Origin of the sequence: Agromyces bracchium (assembly GCF_009709675.1) — a bacterium.
GTDB lineage: Bacteria > Actinomycetota > Actinomycetes > Actinomycetales > Microbacteriaceae > Agromyces > Agromyces bracchium.
In genome coordinates this window covers 290,500-316,529 of sequence record NZ_WMLB01000023.1, presented here as the reverse complement: position 1 = coordinate 316,529, position 26,030 = coordinate 290,500, and the positions used below count along the sequence as shown (strand labels likewise).

Annotated in this window: 23 protein-coding genes; 12 read left to right on the top strand and 11 right to left on the bottom strand. The window is 73.5% G+C overall.

Translation table 11 applies throughout. The annotated features are described in order from the left end of the window. Positions 1-51: 51 nt before the first annotated feature. Both GJ743_RS10955 and GJ743_RS10950 read left to right on the top strand, forming a co-directional pair. The gene (locus tag GJ743_RS10955; RefSeq protein ID WP_155051940.1) at positions 52-1,224 is read left to right on the top strand and encodes a glycosyltransferase family 2 protein; all 1,173 of its coding nucleotides are present in this window, start codon (positions 52-54) and stop codon (positions 1,222-1,224) included. Further along, positions 1,221-2,255, top strand: coding sequence for a glycosyltransferase family 2 protein (locus GJ743_RS10950; RefSeq protein WP_155051939.1), 1,035 nt, complete (start codon positions 1,221-1,223; stop codon positions 2,253-2,255). The genes GJ743_RS10955 and GJ743_RS10950 overlap by 4 nt, the downstream gene beginning before the upstream one ends. A gap of 12 nt (positions 2,256-2,267) precedes the next feature. Here GJ743_RS10950 and GJ743_RS10945 read toward each other — a convergent pair whose 3' ends face one another. From GJ743_RS10945 to GJ743_RS10935, 3 genes are read right to left on the bottom strand one after another with little or no spacing between them, the layout of a single operon-like run. Further along, on the bottom strand, positions 2,268-3,539 hold the full coding sequence (locus GJ743_RS10945) for an O-antigen ligase family protein (RefSeq protein WP_328289071.1): 1,272 nt from the start codon (positions 3,537-3,539) through the stop codon (positions 2,268-2,270). Continuing rightward, a complete protein-coding gene (locus tag GJ743_RS19615) occupies positions 3,536-4,900 on the bottom strand; it encodes an O-antigen ligase family protein (protein ID WP_155051937.1) in 1,365 nt (454 codons plus the stop codon). The genes GJ743_RS10945 and GJ743_RS19615 overlap by 4 nt, the downstream gene beginning before the upstream one ends. A 50-nt stretch (positions 4,901-4,950) precedes the next feature. After that, the gene (locus GJ743_RS10935; protein WP_155051936.1) at positions 4,951-6,129 is read right to left on the bottom strand and encodes an acyl-CoA dehydrogenase family protein; all 1,179 of its coding nucleotides are present in this window, start codon (positions 6,127-6,129) and stop codon (positions 4,951-4,953) included. A gap of 106 nt (positions 6,130-6,235) precedes the next feature. Between GJ743_RS10935 and manA the strand changes: the two genes are divergently transcribed. Then, complete coding sequence (gene manA, locus GJ743_RS10930; RefSeq protein ID WP_155051935.1) at positions 6,236-7,480, top strand: mannose-6-phosphate isomerase, class I; 1,245 nt, start codon at positions 6,236-6,238, stop codon at positions 7,478-7,480. 45 nt (positions 7,481-7,525) lie between these two features. Here the strand turns inward: manA and GJ743_RS10925 are convergent, their stop codons facing one another. Further along, positions 7,526-8,482: a GlxA family transcriptional regulator gene (locus tag GJ743_RS10925; RefSeq protein WP_328289070.1), complete on the bottom strand. Its 957-nt coding sequence runs from the start codon at positions 8,480-8,482 to the stop codon at positions 7,526-7,528. A gap of 113 nt (positions 8,483-8,595) precedes the next feature. Between GJ743_RS10925 and GJ743_RS10920 the strand changes: the two genes are divergently transcribed. From GJ743_RS10920 to GJ743_RS10900, 5 genes are all read left to right on the top strand, one after another. Next, positions 8,596-8,745 carry a hypothetical protein gene (locus GJ743_RS10920; protein ID WP_155051933.1) on the top strand — a complete coding sequence of 50 codons (150 nt, stop codon included), beginning with the start codon at positions 8,596-8,598 and terminating at the stop codon, positions 8,743-8,745. Between the two features lie 56 nt (positions 8,746-8,801). Beyond that, on the top strand, positions 8,802-9,770 hold the full coding sequence (galE, locus tag GJ743_RS10915; RefSeq protein ID WP_155051932.1) for a UDP-glucose 4-epimerase GalE: 969 nt from the start codon (positions 8,802-8,804) through the stop codon (positions 9,768-9,770). Between the two features lie 164 nt (positions 9,771-9,934). Further along, on the top strand, positions 9,935-10,255 hold the full coding sequence (locus tag GJ743_RS10910; protein WP_129234301.1) for a WhiB family transcriptional regulator: 321 nt from the start codon (positions 9,935-9,937) through the stop codon (positions 10,253-10,255). A gap of 86 nt (positions 10,256-10,341) precedes the next feature. Beyond that, positions 10,342-13,371 carry a glycosyltransferase family 2 protein gene (locus tag GJ743_RS10905; RefSeq protein WP_196216981.1) on the top strand — a complete coding sequence of 1,010 codons (3,030 nt, stop codon included), beginning with the start codon at positions 10,342-10,344 and terminating at the stop codon, positions 13,369-13,371. A 1-nt stretch (position 13,372) separates the two neighbouring features. After that, entirely contained in the window at positions 13,373-14,794 is a 1,422-nt protein-coding gene (locus tag GJ743_RS10900; RefSeq protein ID WP_155051930.1) for a DUF5719 family protein, read from the top strand. An 85-nt stretch (positions 14,795-14,879) separates the two neighbouring features. Here GJ743_RS10900 and GJ743_RS10895 read toward each other — a convergent pair whose 3' ends face one another. Next, a complete protein-coding gene (locus GJ743_RS10895; protein ID WP_155051929.1) occupies positions 14,880-15,323 on the bottom strand; it encodes a hypothetical protein in 444 nt (147 codons plus the stop codon). A 46-nt stretch (positions 15,324-15,369) separates the two neighbouring features. Between GJ743_RS10895 and GJ743_RS10890 the strand changes: the two genes are divergently transcribed. The 3 genes from GJ743_RS10890 (at position 15,370) to ahcY (ending at position 18,589) form a co-directional block, all read left to right on the top strand. Then, a complete protein-coding gene (locus tag GJ743_RS10890; RefSeq protein WP_155051928.1) occupies positions 15,370-15,585 on the top strand; it encodes a DUF3499 family protein in 216 nt (71 codons plus the stop codon). Next, positions 15,582-17,015 (top strand): phosphomannomutase/phosphoglucomutase, encoded by a 1,434-nt coding sequence (locus GJ743_RS10885; protein WP_155051927.1) that lies wholly within the window; start codon positions 15,582-15,584, stop codon positions 17,013-17,015. Before GJ743_RS10890 ends, GJ743_RS10885 begins: the two co-directional genes overlap by 4 nt. Positions 17,016-17,101: 86 nt before the next feature. Continuing rightward, the gene (ahcY, locus tag GJ743_RS10880; protein ID WP_155051926.1) at positions 17,102-18,589 is read left to right on the top strand and encodes an adenosylhomocysteinase; all 1,488 of its coding nucleotides are present in this window, start codon (positions 17,102-17,104) and stop codon (positions 18,587-18,589) included. Positions 18,590-18,665: 76 nt separating this feature from the next. Here the strand turns inward: ahcY and GJ743_RS10875 are convergent, their stop codons facing one another. Further along, positions 18,666-19,508, bottom strand: a complete 843-nt coding sequence (locus tag GJ743_RS10875) for an RDD family protein (protein ID WP_155051925.1) — start codon at positions 19,506-19,508, stop codon at positions 18,666-18,668. A gap of 17 nt (positions 19,509-19,525) precedes the next feature. Here GJ743_RS10875 and GJ743_RS10870 point away from each other — a divergent pair, with 17 nt between their 5' ends. Then, on the top strand, positions 19,526-20,521 hold the full coding sequence (locus GJ743_RS10870) for a stage II sporulation protein M (RefSeq protein WP_155051924.1): 996 nt from the start codon (positions 19,526-19,528) through the stop codon (positions 20,519-20,521). 78 nt (positions 20,522-20,599) lie between these two features. Here GJ743_RS10870 and GJ743_RS10865 read toward each other — a convergent pair whose 3' ends face one another. The 5 genes from GJ743_RS10865 to GJ743_RS10845 are packed head-to-tail and all read right to left on the bottom strand — an operon-like array spanning position 20,600 to position 26,025. Continuing rightward, positions 20,600-21,934, bottom strand: a complete 1,335-nt coding sequence (locus GJ743_RS10865; RefSeq protein ID WP_155051923.1) for a DUF58 domain-containing protein — start codon at positions 21,932-21,934, stop codon at positions 20,600-20,602. Between the two features lie 2 nt (positions 21,935-21,936). Then, complete coding sequence (locus GJ743_RS10860) at positions 21,937-22,908, bottom strand: AAA family ATPase (protein ID WP_155051922.1); 972 nt, start codon at positions 22,906-22,908, stop codon at positions 21,937-21,939. Beyond that, entirely contained in the window at positions 22,905-24,185 is a 1,281-nt protein-coding gene (locus GJ743_RS10855) for a DUF4350 domain-containing protein (RefSeq protein WP_328289069.1), read from the bottom strand. The genes GJ743_RS10860 and GJ743_RS10855 overlap by 4 nt, the downstream gene beginning before the upstream one ends. Then, positions 24,182-24,850 (bottom strand): DUF4129 domain-containing protein, encoded by a 669-nt coding sequence (locus GJ743_RS10850; protein WP_328289068.1) that lies wholly within the window; start codon positions 24,848-24,850, stop codon positions 24,182-24,184. The genes GJ743_RS10855 and GJ743_RS10850 overlap by 4 nt, the downstream gene beginning before the upstream one ends. Then, positions 24,841-26,025, bottom strand: coding sequence for a hypothetical protein (locus tag GJ743_RS10845; RefSeq protein WP_155051921.1), 1,185 nt, complete (start codon positions 26,023-26,025; stop codon positions 24,841-24,843). Before GJ743_RS10845 ends, GJ743_RS10850 begins: the two co-directional genes overlap by 10 nt. Positions 26,026-26,030: the final 5 nt, after the last annotated feature.

Below are 26,030 nucleotides of genomic sequence, written 5' to 3'. Positions count from 1 at the left end.
CATTCTGTACGATGAACTCGCCCTCCCACACCGACAGGACCCCACTGCGACATGCCCGCTGCGACCGAAACGATCGAGCTCTCGATCGTGATGCCGTGCTTGAACGAGGCCGAGACCCTCGCCACCTGCATCGACAAGGCGAACGGGTACCTCGAACGCAGCGGCGTCGTCGGCGAGGTCGTCGTGGCCGACAACGGGTCGACCGACGGGTCGCAGGAGATCGCGCGCGCTCACGGCGCCCGTGTCGTCGACGTGCCCGCCAAGGGGTACGGCAGCGCACTCCTGGGCGGCATCGAGGCCGCGCGCGGCACCTACGTCATCATGGGCGACGCCGACGACAGCTACGACTTCTCGAACCTCGACGCGTTCGTCGAGCGGCTCCGCGCCGGCGACCAGCTGGTCATGGGCAACCGGTTCCGCGGCGGCATCGCCGAGGGGGCCATGCCGCCGCTGCACAAGTACCTCGGCAACCCCGTGCTGTCGTGGGTCGGCCGCGTGCTGTTCCGCTCGCCGATCGGCGACTTCCACTGCGGCCTGCGGGGCTTCCACCGGCAATCGATGCTCGACCTGCACCTGCAGACGACCGGCATGGAGTTCGCGAGCGAGGTCGTCGTGAAGTCGACGCTCGGCGGACTCCGGGTGACCGAGGTGCCCACGACGCTCGACAAGGACGGCCGCAGCAGGCCGCCGCACCTGCGCAGCTGGCGCGACGGATGGCGGCACCTGCGGTTCCTGCTCATCTTCAGCCCGCGCTGGCTCTTCCTGATCCCCGGTGCGATCGCGTTCTTCCTCGGACTCCTCGGCACGCTCGCGCTCACGTTCGGCCCGGTGGTTTTCGGCGACGTCGGCTTCGATCTGCTGAGCCAGGTGTACCTCGCGGCGCTCACGGTGGTCGGGTACCAGTCGGTGCTCTTCGCGATCCTGACGAAGATCTACGCCCAGCACGAGGGATTCCGGATCCCGCGCTCGCGCAACTTCGACCGGCTGGAACGCCGGATCAGCCTCGAGAGCGGCGCCCTGGTCGGACTCGCGCTGTTCCTCGTCGGGCTCGTGATCGCGATCTGGCAGTTCGCCATCTGGGCCGCCGCTGACTTCGGTCCGCTCGATCCGGGCGCCACGGCCCGCACCGCGGTGCTCGCCGCGCTCTTCATGATGCTCGGTTCGCAGACCATCATGGCGGGCATGTTCCTCGGCGTCCTCAAGGTCGGGCTCCGCAAGGAATGAGCAGCAGGGCGGATGCCGCGTCCCCGGCGCCGCGACCGGTCCGGGTCTCGGTGGCGATCGGCACGCACAACGGCGGGCGCTACGTGGGCGAGCAGGTTCGCACGATCCTCGCGCAGAGGAGACCCGTCGACGAACTCGTCGTGAGCGATGACGCCTCCACCGACGACACGGTCGGCGTCGTCGAGCGAGCCGTGGACGAGCATCGCGCGACCGGCGGTTCCGTCGACCTCGTCGTGCTCCGGAACCCGGCGCCGCTCGGGGTCACCGCCAACTTCGAGCAGGCGCTGCGCGCCGCCACGGGCGACCTCGTCGCCCTCTGCGACCAAGATGACCTCTGGCATCCGGACCGCATCGCGATGGCGGTCGCCGTGCTCGAGGGTCGACCGCAGGTGCGCCTCGTGGCGAGCGATGCGGACCTCGTCGACGCCGACGGGGCGCCGATGGACGCGTCCCTGTTCGAGACGCTCGGGATCGACGAGTCGTTGCGGGCGTCGCTCGACGGGCCGGCGGCCTTCGACGAACTGCTCCGGCGCAACCTCCTGACCGGCGCGACCATGGTCGTCCGCCGTGAACTGGTCGAGCTCGCGGCGCCGTTCCCGTCGAGCTGGGTGCACGACGAGTGGCTCGCGGTCGTCGCCGCCGTGTCCGGGGGCATCGCCGTGCTCCCCGAGCGGCTCATCGGGTACCGACAGCACGGTGCGAACCAGATCGGCGTGACCTCCCTCGGCTGGCGCGACCGGGTGGATCGCCTGCGTGCGCCCCGGACCGAACGCAACGGCCGACTGTTCTCGCGTGCCGACGCGCTCGCGAGGCGACTGCCGGGTATCGCGGACCTCGCCGGACGCGTGGCACCGGAGTTCGTCGCGACCGTGACCGGGGACAAGCTCGCCCACGAGCGAGCGAGGGCCGACCTGCCCGAGTCGCGGGTCCACCGGCTCGGGCCGGTGCTCCGGGAGTGGCGCACCGGCCGGTACACGCGCTACGGCCTGGGCGGACAGGACGTGCTCCGCGACCTCGTCCAGCCCGTCTGACCTGCGCCCGACTCAGGTCGGGCGCGCGGGCGTCGCGCTCACGAGCGCGTCCCGCCAGCTCATGTCGCGGGCGGCCTTCACCGCGCAGACGACGAGCAGCATCCATCCGCCCTCGATGAGGGCGAAGCTCTCGGCGAAGCTCGTGACGCCGAGGGCGACGAGGGCGAGGGCCGGCCACGCGTAGACCACGCTGCGGCGGGCGGACGCCAGGAGCCACGCGCGTACGAGGGCGACGCCCACGAGCCCGGCGAAGAGCAGCGCGCCGATGACGCCGACCTGGAAGTAGGCGTCGATGTAGGCGCTGAGGGCCGACGAGTGGTCGCGTCCGACGCCGCGCTCGACCCAGACGTAGGGTGCGGCATCCGGCCATCGCCCGACCCAGCCCCAGCCCTGCAGCGGATTGACGGCGAGGTAGCGGGAGACCTCGCGCCAGACGTCGAGCCGCACGTCGAACTCGCCGCGCGCGTCGAGCAGCTCGATGATCCGGATGCGCGTGATCCAGCCGACGACGATCAGGGCGACGGCCGAGGTCAGCAGTGCGAGTTGCCAGCGCCACCTCGTCTCGGCGGACACGCGACGCAGTCCGTAGAGCGCGGCGAGCGCGAGCAGCGTGATGCCGAGTGCGACGAACGTCGTCGGTGAGCCGGAGAGCAGCAGCATCAGGCTCGCGAGCACGACGGACGCGATCGCCCGGGCGGGTCGCACGCTGCGCGTGCGCCACTCGACGATGAAGGTGATGAGGGCGATGAGCGCGACGAAGCCCAGCATGTTCCGGGAGCCGAACACGCCCTGGATCGGGCCGAGCGTGGCGATGTTCCCCTGGATCCCGAGGAACGCGATCGGCAGGTCGAGCAGGATGCCCGAGAGCACCTCGAGCGCGAGCGAGACGCCGAGGAGGACCCGCAGCACGTCGCCGAAGGCGCGCACGATCTGGATGGTGTCGCGCATGAGCGCCACGTAGACGCCGAGCACGCCGAATGTGATCAGGTAGCCGACGCCGAGGAGCGTGAGGCCCGGCGTGTCGCTCCAGATCACCGACGCCCCGCACCAGCCGACGAAGACGAGGATCGTGAGCGGCAGGATGCCGTACCACTCCACCGCTCGCCACCGCGCGACGAGCGAGACGCCCGCGAGCACGATCAGCGTCGCCAGTGCGGCGATGAGGCCGGGCCAGCCGACCAGCGCCCGAACGGCGTGCGTCGAGAACGCGAGCCCGACGGACATGAGCGTGACCGCCTGCGCGAAGCGCGCCGAGCCGGCGAACTCGCGCAGGGCCGACCTCACCGGTGCACCTCCGGGCGCGACCAGCGTCTCGGCGAGCGGGTCGGCGGCATGGCCGGCAGGGGTTCGGGGGACCACTGGCGCTGCTTCGTGCCCCAGGCGATCGCGAGGAGCAGCATCCATCCGGATTCGATGAGCAGCCGGCTCTCGGCGAGCGACTGCCCGATCAGGGCGACCAGCACCAGCAACGGGACGAGTGCGATGGCGGAGAAGGCGACGGGGCCGCCCCGCTCGTCCCTTGGCCGGTCGACGGCCAGGAACCACGAGCGCCAGAGCGCGCCGGCGACCATCGAGGCGAACGCGACGAGCCCGACGACGCCGAGCTGCATCCACACGTCGAGCCACGCGTTGTGCGCCTGGAGGTACTCGACGCCGTTCCGGACCGCGAGTCCGTCGAACGGCTCGACCCACGGCTGCCAGTACCCGATGTAGCCCCAGCCCACGACCGGGCGCTCGGCGGCGAGCCCGATCACCGACTCCCAGATGTCGAGGCGGCCCGTCAGGTCCTCGCTCTTGCCGAACAGGCCGAGCAGTGCGTTCCAGAGCAGGGCGAGCAGGGCGACGGATGCCGCGAGCGCCGCGGCCGCGGAGACGTAGACCACGCGACGGCCGTCCGGGCCGACCCGGCGGGCCCACATCGCGAAGCCGTAGGCGGCCAGCACGAGCACTCCGACGAGCGCGACGGTGGCGGACCGCGTGAGCAGGAGGACGACGCCGCTCACGACCAGCCAGCCGATGCCCTGCGCGCGGCGCATGCCGCCGCTGGCGAGCAGCGCGGCGAACAGGATCGCGGCGATCAGCGCGGCCATGCCGAGCAGGTTGCGGTTGCCCACGATGCCCTCGATCGGGCCGCCGTCGAAGAGCATCGCGCGCGACCAGTAGAACGCCATGGGCAACTCGCCCGCCGACGCGTCGAAGTCGGGGAAGTTCGGCAGCAGCGGCTCGCGCACGAACACGGCGACCCAGAGCTCGAAGATCAGCGAGAGGGCCAGCACCCACTTCAGTGCGCCGCCCACGGCGCGGAGCACGCCGTGCCAGCCGAGCGAGAGCGTGAGCGAGAGCGCCGCGATCGTCGTGACGAACAGGATCGCGAGCCCGAGGGCCGTGCCCCCCGGGTAGTGCGACCATGCGAGCGAGAGCGTCGCGATCCCGAGGAAGAACAGGGACGACTTCGGGGTCCGCCGCCAACTCGGGCGAGGCCGCCGCGCGACCCAGAGCCACACGGAGCCGATGAGCACCACGGCGACCATCGCGCCGAAGCCCCACCAGCCGAGCAGGTTCCGCCAGAACTGGCCGGCGAAGGCCGTGAAGAACACGAACGTGGCGAACGCGCTCTCGAGCACCGGCCGTCGTCCGTGGATCATGGGCACAAGGGTATCGCGGCGGCCGGATCCGCCCGGCCGCCGCGATCGGTTCAGACGAACGCGGCGTGCCCGGTGATGGCGCGGCCGACGATCAGCGTGTTCATCTCGCGCGTGCCCTCGTACGAGTAGAGCGCCTCGGCGTCGGCGAAGAACCGCGCGACGTCGTAGTCGAGCACGATGCCGTTGCCGCCGCACACCTCGCGCGCCCAGCCGACCGTCTCGCGCATGCGCTCGGTGGCGTAGGTCTTCGCGAGCGAGGAGTGCTCGTCGCGCTGCTCGCCCGCGTCCTGCATCTCGGAGACGCGCACGACCATGGCGAGCGAGGCGGTGATGTTGCCGAGGCACTTCACGAGGAGGTCCTGGACGAGCTGGTGGGCGGCGATCGGCTTGCCGAACTGCACGCGCTCCGTCGCGTAGCGGACGGCGGCCTCGTAGGCGCCGATCGCGGTGCCGACCGCTGCCCAGGCGACCTCGGCGCGGGTCTGGCGCAGCACGGCCGCGGTGTCGCGGAAGGAGTTCGCGTTCTGCAGTCGCAGCGACTCGGGCACGCGGACGTCGGTGAGGGTGATGTCGGCGTTCTGCACGATCCGCAGGCTGATCTTGCCCTCGATCTTCGTCGCCACGTAGCCGGGCGTCGACGTGGGGACGATGAAGCCCTTGACCTGGCCGTCGGCCTCGTCCTTCGCCCAGATGATCGTGATGTCCGAGAAGGTGGCGTTGCCGATCCAGCGCTTGGCGCCGTTCAGCACCCACTCGTCGCCCTCGCGGCGGGCCGTGGTCTGCAGGCCGCGGGCGGAGTCCGAGCCGGACAGCGGCTCGGTGAGGCCGAACGCGCCGACGACCTCGCCCGAGGCGAGCTTCGGGATCCACTCTCGGCGCTGCTCGTCGGAGCCCGCGACCGCGATCGATCCGGTCGCGAGGCCGTTCTGCACCCCCACGAACGTGCCGACCGACGGATCCACCCGTGCGAGCTCGAGTGCGACGAAGCCGCGGAACACGGCCGAGTTCTCGAACGGGCGAGTCTCGTCCCACGCGAACGAGAGTGCGCCGAGCTCGGCGAGCGGCGTCACGACCTCCATCGGGAACTCGGCGCGCTCCCAGTGGTCGTTCACGATCGGCCGGACGTCGCGCTCGAGCCAGACGCGGAGGGACACGAGCGCCTCCTGCTCGCGGTCGGTCAGCAGGGAGGCGTACGAGTAGAAATCGCTCGCGAGCGGCTCGAAGGACATGACTGCTCCTCATTCATCGGGGGGATGCGCCGAGCCTAGGCAGCGGCGGGACGAGCACGCAGCGCTTGGTAGTTTGGGGCCAAACGGTGAAAGGACCCCTCTCCGCATGTTTGTCGCGATCCGCAACGCGCCCAGGGACTACGCGTGGGGTTCCCACACCGCGATCGCCGAGTTCCGAGGGGTGGAGCCGAGCGGATCCCCCGAGGCCGAGCTCTGGCTCGGCGCGCACGCCGGCTCGCCGGCGGAGCTGGTGGGTCCGGATGCCGCGGGCGCGGCCGACCTCGCCGAGCTCATCGCCGCGAACCCCGCCCTCGCCCTCGGGCCCGAGCACGCACGCGAGGGCGCCCGGTTGCCGTTCCTGCTCAAGGTGCTGGCCGCCGCTCGGCCGCTCTCGCTGCAGGCCCACCCGACGCCCGACCAGGCGCGGATCGGCTTCGGGCGCGAGGAGGCCGAGGGCGTGCCCATCGACGCGTTCGACCGCAACTACAAGGACCCCTTCGCCAAGCCCGAGCTCATCGTCGCGGTGAGCGAGCGCTTCGAGGCGCTCTCGGGATTCCGACCGGTCGACGAGGTCGCCGGCGTCGTCGAGACGCTCAGGGCAGCGGATGCCGCGTCCCCCGAGCCGCAGCCCGGCGCCATCGACCTGCTGGCCTCACGGCTCGGCGGGCCCGATGCGCTGCGCGAGACGGTCGCCTGGCTCCTCCTCGACGGCCGGGGCGGCGACAGCGGTGAGGCGGCCTGGCTCGTCGAGCGCGTGGTCATACTCGCTGCGAGCGACGAGGCGCTCGCCTCGTCGTTCGCGGCCTCGTTCCGGACTGTGCTCGACCTCGCCGAGGAGTACCCGGGCGACCCCGGCATCGTGATCTCGCTGCTGCTCAACCGCGTGGCGCTCCGGCGCGGCGAGGCCCTGTTCCTCGACGCGGGCAACATCCACGCGTACCTCTCGGGGCTCGGCATCGAGCTCATGGCGGCGAGCGACAACGTGCTGCGCGGCGGCCTGACGCCGAAGCACATCGACGTGCCCGAGCTGCTCGAGGTGCTCGACTTCACGCCGATCGAGCCGCCGCTGCTGGCGCCGATCGAGGCGGCTCCGGGCATCCGCGAGTACCGTCCGGCCGTGCCGGACTTCACGCTCTTCCGGGTCGAGGGGGCGGATGCCGCGTCCCGCATCGCGCTCGCGGGCCCGGCGATCGTGCTCGCCGAGGCGGGCGAGGTCGAGGTGTCCGGTGCGCACGGGGCGGTCACGATCGCGCGCGGCGAGGCCGCGTTCGTCTCGCCCGACGAGGGATCGCTCGGGTTCGGCGGAGCGGGCGTGGCGTGGGTGGCGACGGTGCCTCCGGCAGAGCGCTGATCGCGCCGGGGTTCGTGCGGCGGATGCCGCGGCATCCGCTCGCCCTCAACCGGCCTGACGCGGGCCGAACACCCGTCGGTACTGCGTGGGCGTGGTCTGCAGTGTCTTCACGAAGTGGTGGCGCATGACGGCCGCCGCGCCGAAGCCGGTCTCGCGCGCGATCTCCTCGAGCGTGAAGTCGGTCTCCTCGAGCAGCTGCTGCGCGCGGAGGAGCCGCTGACGGTTGAGCCAGGCGTTCGGCGTGGTGCCGGTCTCGGCGCGGAACTTGCGCGCGAAGGTCCGCGGCGACATCAGCGCCTTCCGGGCGAGGCGGTCGACCGTGAGGTCCTCGTCGAGGTGCTCGAGCATCCAGTCCGTGACGAGCGAGAGCGAGTCGCTCCGGGCTTCGACGACGGGGGTCTGGATGAACTGCGACTGGCCGCCGTCGCGCTGGGGCGGCACGACCATGCGGCGGGCGATGATGTTCGCGGCGCTCGCCCCGAGCTCGGTGCGCACGATGTGCAGTGCCGCGTCGATGCCCGCGGCGGTGCCCGCGCCCGTGACGACCCTGCCGTCCTGGACGAAGAGCACGTCGGGATCGACCTCGGTGTCGGGGAACATCTCCGCCAGCTGGTCGGTGTACATCCAGTGCGTGGTCGCGCGGCGACCGTCGAGGACGCCGGCGCGACCGAGCGTGAAGGCGCCCGAGCAGACGCTCAGCACCCAGGCGCCGCGGTCGACGGCCTCGCGGATGACCCTGAGCACCTCGGGGTGGGCGGGCTCGTCGATGAGGGAGGCGGGGACCGCGACGAGGTCGGCGGTCTCGGCCGCCGCGAGGCCCTCGTGCACGACGACGTCGAAGCCGAGCTTCGTGGAGATCGGGCCGGGTTCGGCGGCGACGACGTGGAAGTCGAAGCTCGGGCCGCCCTGCTCGGACCGGTCGATGCCGAACACCTCGCAGATCACGCCGAACTCGAACGGCGCCATCTGGGGGACGGCGATGCACGCGATGGTCTGGAGCACGGATCCTCCTCGTCGCCGGTGCCGGCCGGACATCGGCAGGCTGGCAGGAATGTGTCGATCAGTGGCGAGTCTGCCACTGTCGGCAGGATCTTGCAAGGCGCAGAATTTCTGCCATGGACATCATCGTGCTGCTGATCTTCGCCGGCCTCGCGGTGTGGGGCGTCGTCGCGACGCTGCTCCGCCTCGACTCGGACGGCTACGGCCGCCCCGAGATCCGCGACCGAGTGCGCCACGTGGACCGGGCCCCGCTGCGCCGCGCCTGACTCCCGGCCGCTAGCATCGTCACGACGCCGGAGGAGCCGGCGGCGGAAGGCGGGACATGAGCTGGCTGGTCACCGGGGGAGCGGGCTACATCGGGGCGCACGTCGTGCGGGCGTTCCGCGCCCAGGGCATCGACACGGTCGTCGTCGACGACCTCTCCTCCGGGCGGAGGACGTTCGTGCCCGAGGGTTCGCCCTTCGTCCACGGATCGATCCTCGACGGGGCACTCCTCGAGGACACGATGCAGGCGCACGACGTCGAGGGCGTCGTCCACCTCGCGGGCTTCAAGTACGCCGGGGTCTCCGTGCAGCGACCGCTGCACACCTACGAGCAGAACGTCACCGGCACCGCGCGGCTGCTCGGCGCGATGGCCGCGAGCGGGGTCGATCGCATCGTGTTCTCCTCGAGCGCGGCGGTCTACGGCACGCCCGACGTCGACCTCGTGACCGAGGAGACGCCCAAGCGCCCGGAGTCGCCGTACGGCGAGTCGAAGCTCATCGGCGAGTGGCTGCTCGCCGACCAGGCGCGCGCGACGACGCTGCGGCACACCTCGCTCCGCTACTTCAACGTGGTCGGCTCGGGCACCGACGAGGTGTTCGACCCGAGCCCGCACAACCTCTTCCCGCTCGTCTTCGACGCGCTCCTCGACAGGCGCACGCCCCGCATCAACGGCGACGACTACCCGACGCCGGACGGCACGTGCGTGCGGGACTACATCCACGTCGCCGACCTCGCCGACGCGCACGTGGCGGCGGCGCGCCGCCTCGACGCCGGAGAGCCGATCGAGCCCGTCTACAACCTCGGATCCGGTGACGGCGTCTCGGTCGGCGAGATCATGCGCGAGGTCGCCGCCGTGACGGGCATCGACTTCACGCCCGAGATCGCGCCCCGCCGAGCCGGCGACCCCGCGCGCATCGTCGCGTCGGGCGAACTCGCCGCTCGCGACCTCGATTGGCGCATGCGCCACTCGCTGCGCGAGATGGTCTCGAGCGCCTGGTCGGCCCGCCGCGCGGCATCCGTCGACTGAGCCCGGTCACGACTCGGGAACGCATCCAGCGTGTCGCGGCGGTTGTCAAGCCTCGAGGAGGTATTGAGGGTTCTCCGTCTGCGACTTGACTCCACCGAATTACACCGATGTAATTGGTGAGACACACCCCTCGGGGATGTCGGTACAACTGGGTGGGAGACGATATGGGCAAGCCTGAATATCGTTCTGGGGTACCTGAGGATTGGTTCGTCGACCCCGTGCGGCTCGGCGTTCCGGGGGTTCGCGGGGTCGCAGACGACGACAACCAACTGGCGTGGCAGACCGATGCGCTGTGCGCGCAGACCGATCCGGAGGCGTTCTTCCCCGAGAAGGGCGGTTCCACGCGCGACGCCAAGCGCATCTGCACGGGCTGCGAGGTCCGGTCGGAGTGCCTCGAGTACGCCCTCGCCAACGACGAGCGGTTCGGCATCTGGGGCGGCCTCTCCGAGCGCGAGCGCCGCAAGCTCCGCCGCCAGGCCGGCTGAGCGCAGAGGCGGTGCGTCGCGGCGTGCTCACGGCACGCCCACGGCGATGACGGATGCCGCGGGGGCAGCCGCCTAGGCTGTCCCCGATGTTCCCCAGAGTCACCGCCGTCCTCGTCGTGCAGCACGGCGGCGACCGGCTCCGCACCACGCTCGACGCGCTGCGCTCGCAGACGCGCCCGCCCGACGATCTCGCCGTCGTCCTCATGGACGCCGACGACGCCACCCGTCGCCTGGTCGAGGCGCAGCGGCCGTCGCACGTGGTCTCGCTCGGCGCATCGCAGCCGTTCGGCGCCGCGATCGCCGCGGTCGAGCAGACGCTGCCCGAACCCGGTGACGAGCGTTCCTCGCTCTGGCTCCTGACGGAGGACGCCGCTCCGGAGCCCGCCGCGCTCGAGTCGCTCGTGGCATCGCTCGAGAACGCCCGCACGGCCGCGATCGCCGCACCGAAGCTCGTCGACTGGGACGATCCCCGTCGCATCGTGCGGTTCGGCCGGTCGGTCACGCGGGGCGGCCGGAGCATGGCGATCGTCGAGGGCGAGCTCGACCAGGGGCAGCACGACGACCTCTCCGACGTCCTCGGAGCCGACCCGGTCGGCATGCTCGTGCGCCACGCGGTGTGGCGCGACCTCGGCGGGCTCGACCCGGCGCTGCCCGTGGTCGACGACGGCCTCGACCTGGGCACGCGCGCCCGACTCGCCGGGCACCGCGTGGTCGCCGTTCCCGGGGCCGTTCTGCGCTTCGGCGACGCGGGCGTCGCCGGCCCCGGTTCCGAGCCCGGAGGGCGCGCCGCTCGCCACCGCGCCCGCATCGCGCGGACGGCGTGGCTGCACCGGCGGCTCGTCTCGGCGCCTGCGGTGCTCGTGCCGCTGCACTGGCTCGCGATCCTGCCCATCGCGGTGCTGCGCTCGCTCCGTCACCTGCTCGTGAAGACCCCCGGATCCATCCCGGGCGAGTTCGCCGCCGCGGTCGAGGTCATGGTCACGCCGCAGCGCGTCGTCCGGTCGCGACGCGCCATCGCCCGGGTCCGGACCGCGAAGTGGTCGGCGCTCGCTCCGCTCCGCATCCGACCCGACGAGGTCCGGGCGCGACGGCAGCAGGCGGCCGAGGCGCGGCGCCAGCGGGCACGTGGTCGCGCGGACGACCTGCAGTTCCTCCAGACCGGTGGCGGTTGGGTCCTGCTCGCCACCCTCGCACTCTCGATCGTCCTCTTCGCGCCGCTGCTCGCGTCGGGAGGGATCTCCGGCGGCGGTCTCCTGCCGCTCTCGAACGAGGTCTCCGCCCTGTGGCGGAACGCGGCGGCCGGATGGCGGGACATCGGCGGCGGGTTCGTCGGCGCGGCCGACCCGTTCGCGGGCGTGCTCGCGGTCCTCGGGAGCGCGGCCTTCTGGAACCCGTCGGCGGCCCTGCTCGGGCTCTGGCTCGCCGCCATCCCGCTGTCGGGTCTCGGGGGATGGTTCGCCGCGTCCCGCCTCACCGAGCGCGCGTCGCTGCGCGTGCTGGGCGGTCTCGCCTGGGCGGTGGCGCCGCCGCTGCTCGACGCGCTCGCCGCGGGCCGTCCGGCCGCGGTGCTCGTGCACGTCCTGCTGCCGTGGCTCGCGGTGCTCATGTTCGCGGCGGGGACCTCGTGGGCGGCCGCTGCGGCCGCGTCCCTGGTCTTCGCCGCGATCGTCGCGTGCGCCCCGGTCCTCGCGCCCGCCCTCGTGCTCGCGTGGCTCGTCGCGCTGCCGCTCAGCGGGCGCGCCGCCGTGCGGCTCGTCGGAATCCCGCTGCCGGCGCTCGCACTCGCCCTCCCCCTGATCGTCCAGCAGGTGGGGCGCGGCGCGCCGCTCTCGCTCCTGGCCGACCCGGGCCTGCCGCACGGCGCCGGCGAGCCGACGGTCGCGCAGGTCGCACTCGGGCAGGCGAACGGCACATGGGGACGATGGGAGGACGCGCTCGGCGGGCTCGTCGCGGAGGTCGTCCCACCGCCGATCCTCCTCGCGGTGCTGCTCGCTCCGCTGGCGCTCGCCGCGCTCGCCGTCGTCGCCTCGCGCCGCCTGCGCGGCGGACTGCTCGCACTCGCCCTCGCTGCGGCCGGCTTCGCCACCGCGGTCGGCGCGACGCTCCTGCACGTGGCATTCTCGGGCGAGCGGACCGTCCCGGTCTGGACGGGAGCCGGGATCAGCGTGATGTGGCTCGGGCTCCTCGCCGCCGCCATCCTGGCCCTCAGCACCCTGCGCCGCGGGGCGGCAGCGGCCGCCACGCTCGTCGCCGTGTTCGGCATCGTCGCCGTGGCGCCCACGGTCGTGGCCATCGCGCTCGGGCGGACGGCCGTCGGGCCGGCGCCGGAACGGACCCTGCCGGCGTTCGTCGAAGCCGAGGCGGGTTCCGATCCACGGGTCGGGACCCTGCGCATGCAGCCGACCGCCGATGGGGGGATCCGCGCCACGATCGAACGCGGCACCGGAGCCACGCTCGACGAGCAGTCGACCCTCGCGTCGACCCGGCGCGACCTCACCGGGACGACCGAGTCGATCGCGACGCTCGCCGGCAACCTCGCCTCGCGCAGCGGCTACGACGCGACGGCCGCGGTCGAGGAGTTCGGTCTCTCGTTCGTCCTGCTCGGCGACGCCGACCCCGCCGACCCGGCCGCGACCGCGGTCCACGAGCGCGCTCGTGCGGCACTCGACGGGAATCCGCAGGTCGTCGCGACCGGCGAGACCGACTTCGGGCCGATCTGGCGATTCGTCGACGCCGAACCGGATGCGCCCGGCGCACGCATCCCGGACCCGGGCCCGGTCGCCGGATGGGTCGTGGCTGGCCAACTCATGGTCGTCGGCGCCGCGCTCCTGCTGTCGATCCCGACGGGCGGCGGCCGGGAGCCCGACCGGCGGCCCCCGTCGGTGCGACGTCGCCGTCGCCGACCGGCGGTGGTCGCGGCCGAGTCCGGCGAGACCGGGACGGATGCCGCCGCGCCGGACGACACCGCGGCCGGGGGCGTGCCGGTCGAGTCGCCGGCCGTCGACGGGCCCGCGGACCCGCGCGAGGCGTCGTCCGAGCAGCGCGCGACCGTCGACGCCGGCGCACCCGAGCGACGCGGCGATGAGGGGGGTGGTCGCCGTGCCGACGAGGCGTGACGTGATCCGGTGGGTCGCTCGAGGCCTCGCGGTGGTGGTCGCCGGAGGGCTCGCCGCCGGCGCGCTGCTCGCGGCATCCGTCGCCCCCCTGCCCGAGGTGGCGGCCGAACCGCCGTCGGCGGTCGTCCAGCCCGCCGAGAGCCGGCAGCTGCGGGTGTGCCCGGGGCCGCTGCTGTCGCTCGCGGACGACGCCGCGTCGGCCGCGACCGCGCGCTCGGTCGGCGCGCCCGACCTCTCCGTCGCGGCCGACCCCGAGACCGCCACGATCGAGCAGGTCCCGCTCGACGCGCCCGAGAACGCGGGTGCGGCCGCGGACGGCGGCCCGGTCGCCGTCTCGGCCGAGCCGGGAGCCGTGCTCGCCGGGATGCTCGCCGGCGCCCAGTCGCAGACGGCCGCCACGGAGTCGCTGCGCGGATTCGCCGCAGCATCGTGCGTGGAGCCGGCATCCGACTCGTGGCTCCTGGCGGGTGCCACCGACGTCGGGCGATCGGGCCTCGTGCTGCTCGCCAACCCCGGAGAGGTCGCCTCGACGGTCGACCTGCGCGTGGTCGGGGAGACCGGGCCGGTCGACGCGCCGTCGGGCCTCGGCATCGTCGTCCCGCCGGGGAGCCAACGCGTCGTCTCGCTCGCCGGGCTCGCGCCGAGCGTGCGCACGCCCGTCGTCCACGTCACGAGCACCGGCGCGCCGATCGCCGCGGCCCTGCAGCACTCGGTCGTGCTCGGGCTCGAGCCCGCCGGCGTCGAACTGTCGACGCCGGTGGCGCCGCCCGCGACGCGACAGGTCGTGCCGGGCGTCGTCGTGACCGACGATCGGGGCGTGGCCCCCGACGAGGACCACGCCGACGGCGACGACTTCCCCGCACTCCGCCTGTTCGCGCCCGACGACGCCGAGGCGTCCGCCGTCGTCGAGATCCGCGACGATGCCGGCAGCGCCGTCTCGGAGATCGACGTCACGCTCGCGCCGGGCCAGGTCACGGACCTCCCGCTCGGCACGCTCGACCCCGGCTCCTACACCGTCGTGGTCGACGCCGATGCGCCGGTCGTCGCCGCGGCCCGATCCACGCTCCTCGGGGAGGGCGAGGATCCGATCCTCGCCGACCTCGCCTGGTCCGTCGCGACCGGCGCCCTCCTCGACCGGGCCGCCGTCGCGGTCCCCGACGGGCCGGGCGCGAGCATCGTGCTGGCGAACCCCGACGGTGAGGCGGTCGCCGCGACGGTCACGATCGGGGGCGGCGAGCGCACGGTGACGGTTCCGGCCGGCGGCGCGGCATCCGTCGCCGTGCAGGGCGGCGACCGCCTGATCCTCGACGGCGTCGAGGGACTGCACGCCGCGGTCGCCTTCGAGGGGGACGGCGGGATCGCCTCGATCCCGATCGCCCCACCCGGTCCGCTCGACAGCCCGGTGCGGGTGTTCCCCCAGTAGTCCCGCGCGCCCGCGCGCGAGACCTGCGCGCCCGCGCGCCAGACCTGCGCGCCCGCGCGCTCCCGTCCGCCGCCCGGCGAACCCGTCAGAGGTGGCGGTACCGACCCGGCGCGAGCTCCCACGGGTCGCGGCCGAGGAACTCGCCGACGGCACGGAACACGCAGCTCTCGACGAGGAGCTTCTCGTCCTTCTCCTCGCCCTCCTGGGTGCGCAGGAAGCGCACGATCGGCAGCCGGAAGAACACGATGCGCCGCTCGTCGTGGTGCACCCGCCACCGATCGACGTGGTCGTCGTGGATCGCCTCGGCCGGCGCGTCGGCGACCTGGAACGAGACGCCCTCGAGCTCGGGCCAGAGCCCGCGCAGGTAGGCCGCCGTCGACGCGAGCGTGACATCGAACTCGTCGATGCGCGTGCGGAGCGGCGGCAGGTGCGGGCCGGTCACGGGAGAGCGCATGCCGCGGCCGTGACGGTCGCGTGCGAGACGCCTGCGCGAGGCCGACGTCGCGGCGACACGACGGGAACGGGGCATGACCTCCATCGTAGTGGCCGCTCGGATCGCTACGCTGGGGGTCGCCATGAGACGTTGTTCGCGCACCGCATGCACCGCAGAGGCGGTCGCGACCCTGACGTACGACTACGCCGATTCGCTCGCCGTGCTCGGCCCGCTGTCGTTCACGCGCGAGCCGCACTCGTACGACCTCTGCGCGCGCCACGCGACGAGCACCTCCGCCCCGCGCGGCTGGCAGATCATCCGGCACGTCACGCTCGGTGAGGTAGGGTTCACGGCATGAATCCCCCCGCGAACACGGGCGCTCGCGCGCGCCTCGAAACGATCGTGAAGGCCTACGACGTCCGCGGCATCGTGGGCGACGCGCTCACGGCCGAGGTCGTCGAGGCGCTCGGGGCGGGGTTCGTCGACGAGGTCGGGGCGGCGGGCGGCCGCGTCGTGGTGGGGCACGACATGCGCGACTCCTCGCCGGGGTTCGCCGAGGCGTTCGCCCGCGGCGCGGTCGCGCGCGGCGCCGACGTCGTCGCGATCGGGCTCTGCTCGACCGACGAGAGCTACTTCGCCTCGGGCTCGCTGCACGCGCCGGCGGCGATGTTCACCGCGAGCCACAACCCGGCCGCGTACAACGGCATCAAGTTCTCCCGCGCGGGCGCCCAGGGCATCTCGCTCGACACGGGACTCGCGGCCATCCGCGACCGGGCGGCCGACTACCTCGACGCCGGCATCCCGGTCGTGCCCGAGCCGGGCCGGGTCGAGCACGTGGACGTGCTCGCCGACTACGCGCGGCACCTCCGGACGCTCGTCGACCTCGGCGGCATCCGCCCGCTGAAGGTCGTCGTCGATGCCGGCAACGGCATGGGCGGGCTGACGGTCCCGGCCGTGCTCGGCGAGGCGGCCGGACTGCCGGCGCTCCCGCTCGAGATCGTGCCGCTGTACTTCGAGCTCGACGGCACGTTCCCGAACCACGAGGCGAACCCGCTCGACCCCGCCAACCTCGTCGACCTGCAGCGCGCGGTGCGCGAGCACGGCGCCGACCTCGGCCTCGCGTTCGACGGCGACGCCGACCGGTGCTTCGTGGTCGACGAGCGCGGCGAGGCCGTCGACCCCTCGGCCGTGGCGGCGATCGTGGCCCTGCGCGAGATCGCGCGCGTGCGCGCGCTCGGCGAGGCCGAGCCCACCGTGATCCACAACCTGATCACCTCGCGCTTCGTGCCCGAGACGATCGAGGCCGTCGGCGCGGTCGCGGTCCGCACGCGCGTCGGCCACTCGCTCATCAAGGACCGCATGAGCGAGACGCGCGCGGTCTTCGGCGGCGAGCACTCCGCCCACTACTACTTCCGCGACTTCTGGGGCGCCGACAACGGCATGCTCGCGGCCATGCACCTGCTCGCCGAGTTCGGCTCGCAGGCGGCGCCGCTGTCCGAGATGTCCGCGCGGTTCACGCCGTACGCGTTGTCGGGCGAGATCAACTCGACCGTCGACGACGTGCCCGCGGCGTACACGCGGATCGTGGAGGCCTTCACCGGCCGCGTCGAGTTCGATGAGCTCGACGGGCTCACGGCGACGGGCATCACCGCCGAGGACGAGTCGTTCTGGTGGTTCAACGTGCGCCCCTCCAACACCGAACCGCTGCTGCGGCTCAACGTCGAGGGCGAGGACCTCGCGACCATGAGCGCGATCCGCGACGAGGTGCTGGCGCTCATCCGCGCCTGAGCCCGCCGCCGCGCAGAATCTGCGGGCGGGAGTCGCAGGCGAGCGAGCGGATGCCGCGAGCGCACGCGGCTGCGAGAATGGGGCGCATGTCACTCGTCACGCCCTCCGCGACATCCGCCCTGCCCTTCAAGGTCGCCGACCTCTCGCTCGCCGAGTCGGGCCGGCATCAGCTCCGCCTCGCGGAGAACGAGATGCCGGGCCTCATGGCGCTGCGTGCGGAGTACGGCGAGTCGAAGCCGCTCGCCGGGGCCCGCATCGCGGGGAGCCTCCACATGACCGTGCAGACCGCCGTGCTCATCGAGACGCTCGTCGCGCTCGGCGCCGAGGTGCGCTGGGCGAGCTGCAACATCTTCTCCACGCAGGACGAAGCGGCCGCCGCGGTCGTCGTCGGCCCAGACGGCACGGTCGACGAGCCCGCCGGCGTGCCGGTCTTCGCGTGGAAGGGCGAGACGCTCGAGGAGTACTGGTGGTGCACCGATCGCATCTTCGACTGGTCGGCCGAGGCCGACGCCGCGGGCGCGGACTGGATCGGCCCGAACATGATCCTCGACGACGGCGGCGACGCCACGCTGCTCGTGCACCGCGGGCGCGAGTTCGAGGCGGCGGGCTCGGTACCGGCGGCGACGGATGACGCGAACGCGGAGTACCGGGTCGTGCTCGACACGCTCCGCCGCTCGATCGAGCAGCGCCCCGACCGCTGGACGCGCATCGCCGCCGAGCTGAAGGGCGTGACGGAGGAGACGACGACGGGCGTGCACCGCCTGTACGAGCTGCACGCCGACGGCGAGCTCCTCTTCCCCGCGATCAACGTCAACGACTCGGTCACGAAGTCGAAGTTCGACAACAAGTACGGCATCCGCCACTCGCTGCCCGACGGTCTGAACCGCGCCACCGACGTGCTCATGGGCGGCAAGGTCGCGTTCGTGGCCGGCTACGGCGACGTCGGCAAGGGTGCCGCCGAGGCGCTCCGGGGGCAGGGCGCGCGCGTGATCGTCTCCGAGATCGACCCCATCAACGCGCTGCAGGCCGCGATGGACGGCTACCGGGTCGCCCGGCTCGAGTCGGTGATCGACGAGGTCGACATCCTCGTCACGGGCACCGGCAACAAGGACGTCGTGCGCCTCGAGCACCTGCTCGCGCTGAAGCACCTCGCCGTCGTCGCGAACGTGGGCCACTTCGACAACGAGATCGACATGGCCGCGCTCGAGTCGCTCGAGGGCGCCGAGAAGGTCGAGATCAAGCCGCAGGTCCACGAGTGGCGCCTGCCGACCGGCCGCAGCATCCTCGTGCTCTCGGAGGGACGGCTCATGAACCTCGGCAACGCGACCGGCCACCCGTCGTTCGTCATGTCGAACTCGTTCGCCAACCAGGTGCTCGCCCAGATCGAGCTCTGGACGCGGCCCGACGCCTACCCGATCGGCGTGTACGTGCTGCCCAAGCACCTCGACGAGAAGGTCGCGCGCCTCCACCTCGACGCGCTCGGCGTCGAGCTCACGGTCCTCACGCCCGCGCAGGCGGCCTACATCGGCGTGCCCGTCGAGGGTCCGTACAAGGTCGACCACTACCGGTACTGATCGCGCGACGGATGCCGCGCAGCGCCGGGTGCGCCGCGGCATCCGTCGTCTCGGTCCGTGCGCCCGCGCGGCCGCCTCAGCGCTCGGGGAAGCCGTTCGGCCGCGACTCGAGGACCGGAGCGAGCGTGCGCATGCGCGCATCGACGAGGGCGAGCGCAGCGAGGTCGCGTTCGCGACGGAGCGCGGCGACGCCGGCGAGGAGCAGCTCGGGCTCGACCTGCGGGACGGGGGCGACGAACGGCGCGACCTCGGCCGCGAGCGAGGACGCCACGCGCGTGCGGCTGGCCGGCGCGAGATGCGGCGCGTTGCGGAGGAACGCGGCGACGCGTCGGGCGAGCGGATCCGGCATCCGGCCGACGTCGGCGACCGCCGCCCACGCCGAGAGCGCCTCGGGCACGCCGAACGCGGCGGGCACGTAGGCCTTCACCCGCTCGACCTGGCCGTGCGTACCGGCGAGGATGTCGCCGAGGCGCTTCGAGTCGGGGTTGAGGAAGCCGACGAGCACGGCGAGGCCGCCGAAGGTCAGCCAGATCTCGAGCACGCCCGTGAGCGCGCGGATCAGGGCGTGACGGAACCCGATCGATCCGCCGTCGTCGCGGACCACGCGGATGCCCATCGCCAGCTTGCCGAGCGATCGGCCGCGCGATGCCGTCTCGACGGCCGTCGGCAGCACGACGATGCACGAGACGAGCAGCGCGATGCCGACCGCGCGGAACGCGGCCTCGTCGAGTTCGAGCCCCGAGATCGCGAGGAGTGCGAGCATGCCGACGAGGATCGTCAGGATCACGTCGATCGCGGCGCCGCCGGCCCGCATCACGGCGCTCGCTGGGCGGAGGTCGAGGGCGACCGCCTCACCGGTGAGCACGGCCTCGTCGTCGAGCACGATCGCGGTCCGCGTGGGGGCGGCGTCGGCGGGCATGGCTAGTATTCAAGCAGATGGACCTCGACGCGCTCGCGACTGCCCGACACGACGACTGGGAGCGCCTCGACGCGCTCTCGCGGCGCTCGCGCCCGAGCGGCGTCGAGGCCGACGAACTCATCGAGCGGTACCAGTCCGCCGCCGCCGACCTGTCCCTCGTCCAGGCCACGGCGGGTTCGACGGCGCTGGGGGAGCGGCTCTCGCTCTCGCTCGCGCGCGCGCGACTGCGGTTCACCGGCGTCGCCGAGAACCCGCTGCGGCAGTTGTCGCGCTTCGCCCTCGTCGGCCTGCCCGCCGCGCTCTACCGGGTGCGCTGGCTGACGCTCGCCGTCGCGCTCGCGACGTTCGTGGTCGCGGCCCTGTACGCGACGTGGGTGCTCGCCGATCCGCGTGTGCTCGCGAACCTCGGCAGCGACGAGGAGCTCCGGCAGATCGCCGAGGAGGGCTTCGTCGCGTACTACTCGGAGAGCCCGGCCGCGTCGTTCGCCGGGGCCGTGTGGACCAACAACGCCTGGATCGCGGCGCAGTGCGTGGCGTTCGGCATCACCGGCGTCTGGGTGCCCTGGGTTATCCTGCAGAACGCGCAGAACCTCGGCCTGACCGCCTCGATCATGTTCGCGTACGACGAGGCCGACACCTTCTTCCTCTACATCGCCCCGCACGGGCTGCTCGAGCTCACGTGCGTGTTCGTCGCCGCCGCGGCCGGCCTGCGCATCTTCTGGGCGTGGGTGTCGCCGGGTCCCCGCACGCGGGGCGCCGCCGTCGCGGAGGACGCTCGGGCGCTCTTCTCCGTCGCGGTCGGGCTCGTCTTCTTCCTGTTCCTCGCCGGCGTCATCGAGGGCTTCGTGACGCCGGCACCATGGCCGTGGCCGGTCAAGATCGGCATCGGCGCGCTCGCCCTCGTGCTCCTCCTCTTCACGATGCTCGTCCTCGGTCGCCGGGCGGCGAGGGCGGGCGAGACGGGCGACCTCGACGCCTTCGACGCCGGCGCTCGGCGAGTGAGCGCCGGCTGAGCACCGACCCCGGTCGCGCGGTCCGGCCGGTCCCGTCGGCGTCGAGCCGTCGTGCGATCGGCGCGCCGCGGCATCCGCTCAGAGTTGCCCGGCGGCCTTGAGCTCCAGGTACCGATCGGCGAGCGCCGGTGGGAGCTCGGCCGGACCGGCGGCCACGGTCGTCGCTCCGAGCTGCCGCACGGCCGCGGCCACGCGGTCGCCGTCGAGGCGGGTGCGCTCCGCGGCCGCGGCCGCGTAGACGTCGGCCAGCTCGTCGCGCCGCGACACCGCGGCCTCGAGCGTCGGATCGGTGACGGAGGCCACGACCACGCGGTGTCGCGCGGTCAGCTGAGGCAGCACGGATAGCAGGCCCCGAGCGCTTCCGGGGGAATCCGCGGCCGTGAGCAGCACGACGAGCGCCCGCCGGCTCGTGACGCTGCGGACCTGCGCGGGAACCCCCGCCCAATCGGCCTCGATGAGCTCCGCGTCGACGTCGGCCATCGTGTCGACCATGCGGGCCAGCAGGTCGGCGCCGCTCGCGCCGTGGACGCGCCCGCGCCGACGGCGGTCCCAGAGCAGCAGGTCGACCCGATCGCCGGCGTGGCTGGCGAGCGCCGCGAGGAGGAGCGCCGCCTCGTAGGCCGTGTCGAGTCGCGGCTCGTCGCCGATGCGCGCCGCCGCGGTGCGCGAGGTGTCGACGACGATCACGATGCGCCGGTCCCGCTCGGGCCGCCAGGTGCGGACCATGAGCTTCGCCGCCCCCGGTGACTCCGGGTCGGCGCGGCGGGCCGTCGCGCGCCAGTCGATCGAACGGACGTCGTCGCCGCGCACGTACTCGCGGAGCGAGTCGAACTCGGTGCCCTGCCCGCGGACGAGGATCGGCGTGCGACCGTCGAGCTCGCGCAGGCGGGTCAGGCGCGACGGCAAGTGCGCGCGGGAGTGGAACGGCGGCAGCACGCGGAGCCGGCCGGGTGCGGCGAGCGTCGCCTGCCGGGCCCACAGGCCGAGCGGGCCGTGCGAGCGGACGGTGATCGCCTCGGTGACGCGGTCGCCGCGCCGCGTCGGCGTCAGGGCCAGCCTCACGCGTCGCCCCTCGCCGGCCGGCACGTCGACCCGTGAGCGGTTCCGACCGTGCACGCCCGCCGACGGCGGCCATCCGTCGCGCACCTCGGCACGGAGCCTCCGCCGCCCGAGGTTGCGCAGCACCAGCTCCGACCCGACCGTCTCGCCCAGGCGCAGCCGCGACGGCAGGTCGCGCTCGACGGCGACACGGCGGGGGGATGCCGCGAGCGCGAGATCGATGCCGCCGAGCGCCAGGGCCAGGAGCAGCCAGCCCAGCAGCGTCGCCCACGCGACGGCCGCGTCGGCGCCGAGCAGCACCACGGGCACGACGCCGAGGGCGACGAGCAGGCTGAAGCGTCCGGTGAGGGCCATCGTCAGAGCGGGACCTGGACCTGCTGCACGATCGACCGCAGCACCTGGTCGACCGACACGCCCTCGAGCTCGGCCTCGGGCCGGAGCTGCACGCGGTGGCGCCACGACGGCAGCAGCATGGCCTGGACGTGATCGGGCGTGACCCGCTCGACGCCGTTGAGCCACGCCCACGCCTTCGCCGCGGCGAGGAGGCCCGCGACGGCGCGGGGGCTGACGCCGAGCCGCATCGACGGGCTGCGGCGCGTGGCACGGGCGAGGTCGACGACGTACGCGAGGACGTCGTCGGCGACGCCGACGCGGCGGGCCGCGGCACGCGCGGCGAGCAGGTCCGTCGCGCCGAGGACGGGCTCGACGCCCGCGGCGGCCAGGTCGTGCGGGTCGAAGCCGTCGGCGTGCCGACGGAGCATCGCCACCTCGGCGTCGCGCTCCGGGACGTCGAGCACGAGCTTCAGCAGGAACCGGTCGAGCTGCGCCTCCGGCAGCGCATAGGTGCCCTCGTACTCGATCGGGTTCTGCGTCGCGGCCACGAGGAACGGAGCGGGCAACGGCCTCGTCACGCCGTCGACCGAGACCTGGCGCTCCTCCATGGCCTCGAGCAGTGCGGACTGCGTCTTCGGCGGCGTCCGGTTGATCTCGTCGGCGAGCAGCAGGTTCGTGAACACCGGCCCCTCGCGGAACGCGAACTCGCCCGATCGCGGGTCGTACGCGAGCGAGCCCGTGACGTCGCCGGGCATGAGGTCGGGGGTGAACTGCACCCGCCGCGTCTGGAGGCGGAGCGTGCGGCTGAGCGTGCGCACGAGCAGCGTCTTCGCGACGCCGGGCACGCCCTCGAGCAGCACGTGCCCGTCGGCGAGGAGCGCGATGATGAGGCCGGTCACGGCGCCGTCCTGGCCGACGACGGCCTTGCCCACCTCGGTGCGGACGCGGTCGAGTGCGCCGCGCAGCTGCGCGTCGTCGGGGATCGGGTCGGTCATGTTCGCCTTCCTGTCGGGTCGGTGGCGTCGAGGGACGGATCGGGGGCGATCGCGGCGTGCACGGCGCGTTCGAGCCCGTCGAGGTCGCGCGCGAGGCGGACGAGCTCGCGGTCGTCCTGCGGCACGGCGTCGACGAGCAGCGCGCGGACGGATGCCGCGGGCTGCCCGGTCGCCTGCGCCGCGGAGACGACGACCGCGTCCACGTCGGCCGACCGCGGCAGTCGCAGCACGGCGGACAGGCGCCGGATCGTGCCGATCCGGATCTGGTCGATCGCCCGGAGACGCGCGGAGCTCCTCGCGTAGAGTCGCGCCCGGCCCTCGCCCGTCTCGGACGCCGGCACGTGCACGGGGAGGTCCTCCACCACGAGCGGACCGAACCGCCGGCCCCGCCAGATGCCGGCGGCGATCGTGGCGACGACGAGCAGCACGAGGACGGGGCTCACCCATCCCGGCGTGAGTTCTGCGAGCGTCGGCGCCTCCGCGGCATCCGCATCGCCCGGGCCCGGGAGGTACCAGACCACCTCGTCGCGTGCGCCGAGCAGGCCGACGGCGAGGGCGGCATTGCCGGCCTCGTCGATCGACTCGTTGGCGAACGGCGTCGTCGCGCCGACCAGCACCACCTCGGCGCCGTCGGGCGCGGTTCCGGCCACCACGGCGAACCCGTCGCCGGACGGGAAGCAGCCCGTGAAGCCGGATGCCGCGGCGTCGTCGTCGATCGTCAGCAGCCGCTGCCCGTCGGAGAGCGTCCCGGCCCGATCGGCGGCGGGCACGGCGCAGCCGGCCGCCCCGGGCGCACCGTCGACCGCGCCGGCGAGCCGGACGCCGGGAGCGAGCACCTCGAGCGACGCGAAGTCGGGTCGCGCGACCACGATGGCGTCGGCGACGGCGGCGAGCTCTCCGATGCGCGCCCGATCCAGTACGCCGAGCCCGTCGTGGACGAACACGGTCGCGCCGCGCCGTGCCTCGGCCAGGGCGGCGTCGAGGCTGCGCACCTGCCGCACCTCGACCCCGCGGTCGGCGAGCACCCGGGCCAGGGCCTGCGCGCCGCCCGGTGCCGGATCGTCGGCGGCGAGCGGCGGTCCGGGAGCGCGGATCGCTCCCTGCAGCGCCACGAGGACGAGTGCGCCGGCGAGGAGCGCCACGGCGACGACGATCCACGTGCGCCCGCGGCGGAGCGACGCCCGCACGCCGGGTGAGACCGCCCGAGCCGCGCGGGCCGGCTCGGACCCGGACTCGGGCGACGACGGGAGGGCATGGTCCTCGCGCACGGCGCTCACGCGTCGGCTCCGATGGTCGCGCCCGTCCCGGCGGCCGGCCGTGCCGTCTCGAGTTCGGCGTCGAGCGCGGCCACCTCTGCGTGGGTCCGGGCGTCGCCGGAGCGACCGAGATACCGCACGCCGTCGAACGCGTCGGCCGCACGCTCGAGTGCGTCGCCGTGCGCGGGGAAGGGGACGGATGCCGCGCGCGCCATGCCGTGGGCCGTGGTGCCGGGATGCACGCGCACGAGTTCGCGCTCGACGAGGCGGCGCACGAGGGCGCGGAAGCGCTCCTCGATCGCGAGCGCCCAGTCGCCGGATGCCGCGGCTCGTTCGGCCGCACGTCGGAGCGTCGCGGCGTCTCGCAGGTCGCCGTCGTCGAAGAGCGCGACGGAACCGGGGGCGCGCCGGCGCAGGCGCGGGAGTCCGAAGACGAGGAGGCCGAGCCCCACCAGGCCGGCCACGACGAGCACCGCGACGAGTGCGAGCGTCGGTATCGGAAGCCCCGACGCGCCGCTGAACAGGCTCGCGATCCAGTCGCGCACCGCTTGCGCGGCGAGGTCGAACAGCGTCGGCTCGGCTGCCCGGTACTCCGGCTTCGCGAGTTCCTCGACGAGCCAGCGGCGCGCCTCCGGTGCGTCGGGATCGAGTGGCGGCTCGAGCCGCGCGAGTGCGGTCAGGCCCACGTCGGGGTCGGCTCGCCCGCCGTGACCGGCTCGAACGGGTCCGTCACGGGCAGGCCCGCCTCACGGGCCTCCACGTGCCGTTCGAGTTCGAGGTCGAGCCCCTCGGAGCGCATCCTGAGGTCGATGTAGATGACCGCGATGAGGGCGGCCTGCACGACCGCCACGATCGCGCCCACGAGGATCGAGAGGACGGTGCCGACGACCGTGGAGGCGATCGTCACCGCCTCGTAGGTCGCGCCGGCCGTGGGATCGAGGATGACCGCGAGGATCGTCCCGCCCAGCATGGGCACCTGCACGACGGTCTGCGCGACCGTGGACACGATGAGGCCGACGAGCAGGATGAGCCCGAACGTGCGCCAGAAGTACCCCGTCGTGAGCTGCCAGGAGCGTCGGACCGACTGGGCGATGCCCGCCCGCTCGAGCACGATGACGCTCGGCACCAGCGCGAGCTTCGTCCCGAGCCATGCGGCGAGCACGGCGAGGCCCAGGAGCAGCAGCAGGACCACCAGCACGACGCCGATGATCGCCAGGGGGTCGGGCGCGATCAGTGCGGTCATCACGACGATCGCGGCGAGCAGGACGAAGACCCCGAGCACGACGACGCTGACGAGCAGCGTCCAGCCGATGAGCGGACCGATCCGCTTCGCCGCCCGTCGCCACAGCGCGCCGAACCCGAGCTTCTCGCCGAGCGTGCCGCTCGCGACCTCGACGACCATGACGCCCTGCAGGAACGCCCCGGCCACCACGCCGACGGCGACCGGCACGAGCGTCAGCAGGATGAGCCATCCGATCGTCCCGGTCATGATCGCGTCGAGGTCCTCGGCGCTCGCGGACTCGATGCGCCCGATCGCGAGCACCAGGAACGGCACGAACACGGCCGCCGTCGCGATCGCCGAGGCGAGCTGCACCACGAGGCCCGTGCCGAACACGGGTGCGGGATTGCGCCGGAGCGTCCGGAACGGCGCCCAGAGGAGCGTTCCGAAGCCCATCGGGCGCAACGGCAGCAGGCCGGGCTTCGGCGGGGGCGTCCATCCGCCGGCCGGCTGACCGTACAGGGGTGGCGTCGGTGCGCCCGGAGCCGGCGGCGGCGGCTCAGCCGCGCCCGACGGCAGCGGCGGGGGCCCCTCGCCGGGGCTCGCCGGGGGAGCTGGGGGATGCCACTGCTGATCCGACACGTGCG

Coding starts and splice junctions, on each gene's coding strand:
- GJ743_RS10955 (WP_155051940.1), top strand. CDS start 52: ATGCCCGCTGCGACCGAAACGATCGAGCTCTCGATCGTGATGCCGTGC.
- GJ743_RS10950 (WP_155051939.1), top strand. CDS start 1,221: ATGAGCAGCAGGGCGGATGCCGCGTCCCCGGCGCCGCGACCGGTCCGG.
- GJ743_RS19615 (WP_155051937.1), bottom strand. CDS start 4,900: ATGATCCACGGACGACGGCCGGTGCTCGAGAGCGCGTTCGCCACGTTC.
- GJ743_RS10935 (WP_155051936.1), bottom strand. CDS start 6,129: ATGTCCTTCGAGCCGCTCGCGAGCGATTTCTACTCGTACGCCTCCCTG.
- manA (WP_155051935.1), top strand. CDS start 6,236: ATGTTTGTCGCGATCCGCAACGCGCCCAGGGACTACGCGTGGGGTTCC.
- GJ743_RS10920 (WP_155051933.1), top strand. CDS start 8,596: ATGGACATCATCGTGCTGCTGATCTTCGCCGGCCTCGCGGTGTGGGGC.
- galE (WP_155051932.1), top strand. CDS start 8,802: ATGAGCTGGCTGGTCACCGGGGGAGCGGGCTACATCGGGGCGCACGTC.
- GJ743_RS10910 (WP_129234301.1), top strand. CDS start 9,935: ATGGGCAAGCCTGAATATCGTTCTGGGGTACCTGAGGATTGGTTCGTC.
- GJ743_RS10905 (WP_196216981.1), top strand. CDS start 10,342: ATGTTCCCCAGAGTCACCGCCGTCCTCGTCGTGCAGCACGGCGGCGAC.
- GJ743_RS10895 (WP_155051929.1), bottom strand. CDS start 15,323: ATGCCCCGTTCCCGTCGTGTCGCCGCGACGTCGGCCTCGCGCAGGCGT.
- GJ743_RS10890 (WP_155051928.1), top strand. CDS start 15,370: ATGAGACGTTGTTCGCGCACCGCATGCACCGCAGAGGCGGTCGCGACC.
- GJ743_RS10885 (WP_155051927.1), top strand. CDS start 15,582: ATGAATCCCCCCGCGAACACGGGCGCTCGCGCGCGCCTCGAAACGATC.
- ahcY (WP_155051926.1), top strand. CDS start 17,102: ATGTCACTCGTCACGCCCTCCGCGACATCCGCCCTGCCCTTCAAGGTC.
- GJ743_RS10875 (WP_155051925.1), bottom strand. CDS start 19,508: ATGCCCGCCGACGCCGCCCCCACGCGGACCGCGATCGTGCTCGACGAC.
- GJ743_RS10870 (WP_155051924.1), top strand. CDS start 19,526: ATGGACCTCGACGCGCTCGCGACTGCCCGACACGACGACTGGGAGCGC.
- GJ743_RS10865 (WP_155051923.1), bottom strand. CDS start 21,934: ATGGCCCTCACCGGACGCTTCAGCCTGCTCGTCGCCCTCGGCGTCGTG.
- GJ743_RS10860 (WP_155051922.1), bottom strand. CDS start 22,908: ATGACCGACCCGATCCCCGACGACGCGCAGCTGCGCGGCGCACTCGAC.